General features: G+C 67.0%; 3 protein-coding genes. All 3 read left to right on the forward strand.

Annotated elements, in window-relative coordinates; all coding sequences use genetic code 11:
• The first annotated feature begins 57 nt into the window (after positions 1-57).
• The 3 genes from ACYVI5_RS00185 (at position 58) to ACYVI5_RS00195 (ending at position 2,737) form a co-directional block, all read left to right on the forward strand.
• Positions 58-993: an acetylxylan esterase gene (locus ACYVI5_RS00185; RefSeq protein WP_460578481.1), complete on the forward strand. Its 936-nt coding sequence runs from the start codon at positions 58-60 to the stop codon at positions 991-993.
• 38 nt (positions 994-1,031) lie between these two features.
• On the forward strand, positions 1,032-2,120 hold the full coding sequence (locus tag ACYVI5_RS00190; RefSeq protein WP_460578482.1) for a mandelate racemase/muconate lactonizing enzyme family protein: 1,089 nt from the start codon (positions 1,032-1,034) through the stop codon (positions 2,118-2,120).
• A 170-nt stretch (positions 2,121-2,290) separates the two neighbouring features.
• Positions 2,291-2,737 (forward strand): hypothetical protein, encoded by a 447-nt coding sequence (locus ACYVI5_RS00195; protein ID WP_460578483.1) that lies wholly within the window; start codon positions 2,291-2,293, stop codon positions 2,735-2,737.
• The last annotated feature ends 358 nt before the right edge of the window (positions 2,738-3,095 follow it).

Genomic DNA, 3,095 nt, shown 5'->3' on the forward strand with positions numbered 1-3,095 from the left:
CGGCGGGTCGACGCATCCGCCTCGACCCGCCGGCTCGATCAGGAACATGAGAACGACATGATCATCGGAGACACCGCTCCCTTGGATACCCCCGGCGACTATTGGGAGTTCTGGGATGCCGCCCTTGCTGACGCGCGCAGCCATCCACTGGACATACGCGGGGAGACGGTCGACACGGGGCTCGCCACCGTAGAGGTTCGCGACTTCGCGTTCGCCGGTGCCGATGGCCGGCGCGTGACAGGATGGCTGCGGTTGCCGCGACACCGCACCGGACCGCTGCCGGCCGTCGTGCATGCCAATGGATATGGCGCCGGACGGCTGAACGCGATCGACGATCTGGTGTGGTCAGCAGCGGGATACGTGCACCTGATCGTGAACACGCACGAACAGGGTGGCGGCAGCACGGGGCACATTCTCGATGGGATCCTCGACCCGCACAACTACTACTACCGCGGAGCGTTCGTCGACGCAGTACGGGCGGTCGAGGCCGTGCGACAGCTCGCCGAGGTGGACCCGTCGCGGGTCGCGATGATCGGCAACAGCCAGGGAGGCGGCATTGCGCTCGGAGTGGGTGCGCTCGTGCCCGACGTCGTCGCCGTGCTTGCGCAGTCTCCGTTTCTCACCGACGCCCCGTTCGCCCTGGAGCACGCGGTGTCTGGGCCGTGGACCGAAGTTCGCGGCTTTCTCGCCGATCATCCAGAACAGACGGATGCCGTCATGCGCACGCTCGCGTACGTCGACGGCGTCACGTCGGCGAGGCACGCCGTCGCCCCGGGCTGGATCAGCGCAGGATTGATCGACGACATCTGCCCGCCGCAGACGGCTGCGGCGGCGGCCGCCGCCTACTCCGCACCGGTCGCGTATAGGGAATGGCCAGGCGCGGGGCACGAGTCCGGCGGTACGGCAGATCGGATCGCAGCTTTAGCTGTGCTGCGCGAGCGATTCGCCCTGGAACATGCCACTACGCCGGCTCCATCTCTTCCCCGCGGCTGAACCCGTCCGACGTACCGCTCAAGAAACGAGGCACGGCAATGCCCATCATCACGGCCGCCCGCGCATACCTGGTCGACGTGGATGTCGAGACCGTGCGCACCGACGCTCTGCAGACCTTCGCCAAGCAAGAGACGATCTTCGTCGAGATCGATACCGACGACGGGCTGACCGGCACTGGATACTCTTACACGATCGGAACGGGCGGCCGCGCTGTGCTCTCACTGCTGCAGGAGCACCTCATCCCGCTCCTGCGCGGAATGGACGCAGGTGCTACAGAGGCCGTCTGGAACGCGCTCTTCCTCTCCACGAAGGCCACCACGGTCGGCGTCATCACCAACCTCGCACTCGCCGCGGTCGACACCGCGATCTGGGATCTCGCCGCGCGACGGGCGCAGGCTCCGCTCTGGAAGCTCGCCGGCGGTCACCGCCGCGAAGTGCCGCTCTATGACACTGAAGGCGGATGGCTGCACCTCACGGTGGACGACCTCGTACGCTCCGCCCGAAAGTCCCGCGAGGCCGGATGGCACGGCGTCAAGGTGAAGATCGGGAAGCCGGACCCGCACGAGGACCTCGAACGCTTGATGGCCATCCGAGACGAAATAGGCACCGCCATGCACCTGATGGTGGACGCGAATCAGTCGATGAGTGCCGCCGACGCCATCCGGCGGGCACGCATTCTCGAGCCGGCAGACCTCTTTTGGCTCGAAGAGCCGCTTCCTGCTGAAGATGTGGACGGTCACGCGCGTCTCGCGGCTGCGACCAGGATTCCCGTCGCGGTGGGCGAGTCCATGTACTCCGTCGGCCATTTTCGAGAGTATCTCCAGCGCGGTGCTGCAAGTGTCGTCCAGGTTGACGTGGCGCGCATCGGTGGCATCACTTCCTGGTTGAAAGTCGCCCACCTCGCGGAGGCGTTCAACGTGGATGTCTGCCCGCACTTCCTGATGGAGCTGCACGTCAGCCTCGCCGCCGCGGTGCCCAACGGCCGGTACATCGAGCACATTCCGCAGCTGCGGGCGATCACGACGGCGTCAATCGACATCCGGGACGGGTTCGCATACGCGCCGGACGTGCCGGGCCTCGGCATTGCCTGGGATCGCGATCGAATGGACGACCTGCGCGTTGCTTGACGCGTCCCACGTCGTACGGAGGCTCCAGCCGCCTTCGACATAAATCGGCGCGGTGCGTCTCCTGGCTGCGGCAAGCCTCAGCCGGCCGCGTGACCGCGGCCTCGCGCACCGCCGTGTCGGCATCCGTCAACCCCTGCCCGCAGCGCGGGGCGGGCGTACGGTGTCCGAGCATGAACACAACCGGATGGGTCGTCCTGATCATCATCATCGTGATCGTCGTGGTGGCGATCATCGTGGCGATCGCTTTGACCGTCGGACGCCGACGCAAGCAGGAACATGACAGGCATCGCGCCGACGAACTCCGTGCCGCGGCAAGGGACGACGACCTCGCCGCACGCGAGCGGGAAGCGAAGGCATCCCGGGCGGACGCGGACGCGAAGCAGGCGGAGGTGGAAGCCGAACGCCGTCGCAGGGACGCCGAGGCGCATGCCGCTGATGCCGGCAACGCGCGTGCCGCGGTCGATGAGAAGCTCGGCCGCGCGAACGAGATCGATCCGGATGTCCGAGGCCCGCGCTCGGCGGATGAGAACGGCGCCGCGCCGCGCCATGTTGACGACGATGCCTCGGGCACGACGGCCGGTGACTCCGACGTACCGCCGCCGCGACCATCGCGCTGAACACCGCGGTGCACCACGGCTGGCCTGAGTCCGGCGGGCCCCACGGCGGAGGTGGCCATGGGAGCGGACGTGGGGACGTTCGCCGTCCTGGCTCTGCGAGCCCGATGAGTTGCCATCCGGACGATATATGCCCCGACAGGCATGTTCTTGCCGCGTGCAGTGCACCCCCCGAAGGGGAGCTGACCAAGCCTCGATTTTTCCTTGACGCGGCGTTCTGCCGAGCGACAGAATTTCGGCTGTTAACCGCGTCGTGTCGCTCGACGGAACCGTGCTCCCACACGGTTCTGCCCTCACCCCGTTGACGAACCTTCATGGCCGTGTGCCACGTGCATGAGGCCATCACTGCAAGGAGTCCGGA

The organism is Humibacter ginsengisoli (assembly GCF_054780095.1).

Bases quoted from the DNA above. Each gene is read 5' to 3' on its own strand.
- ACYVI5_RS00190 (WP_460578482.1), top strand. From the start codon at position 1,032: ATGCCCATCATCACGGCCGCCCGCGCATACCTGGTCGACGTGGATGTC.
- ACYVI5_RS00185 (WP_460578481.1), top strand. From the start codon at position 58: ATGATCATCGGAGACACCGCTCCCTTGGATACCCCCGGCGACTATTGG.
- ACYVI5_RS00195 (WP_460578483.1), top strand. From the start codon at position 2,291: ATGAACACAACCGGATGGGTCGTCCTGATCATCATCATCGTGATCGTC.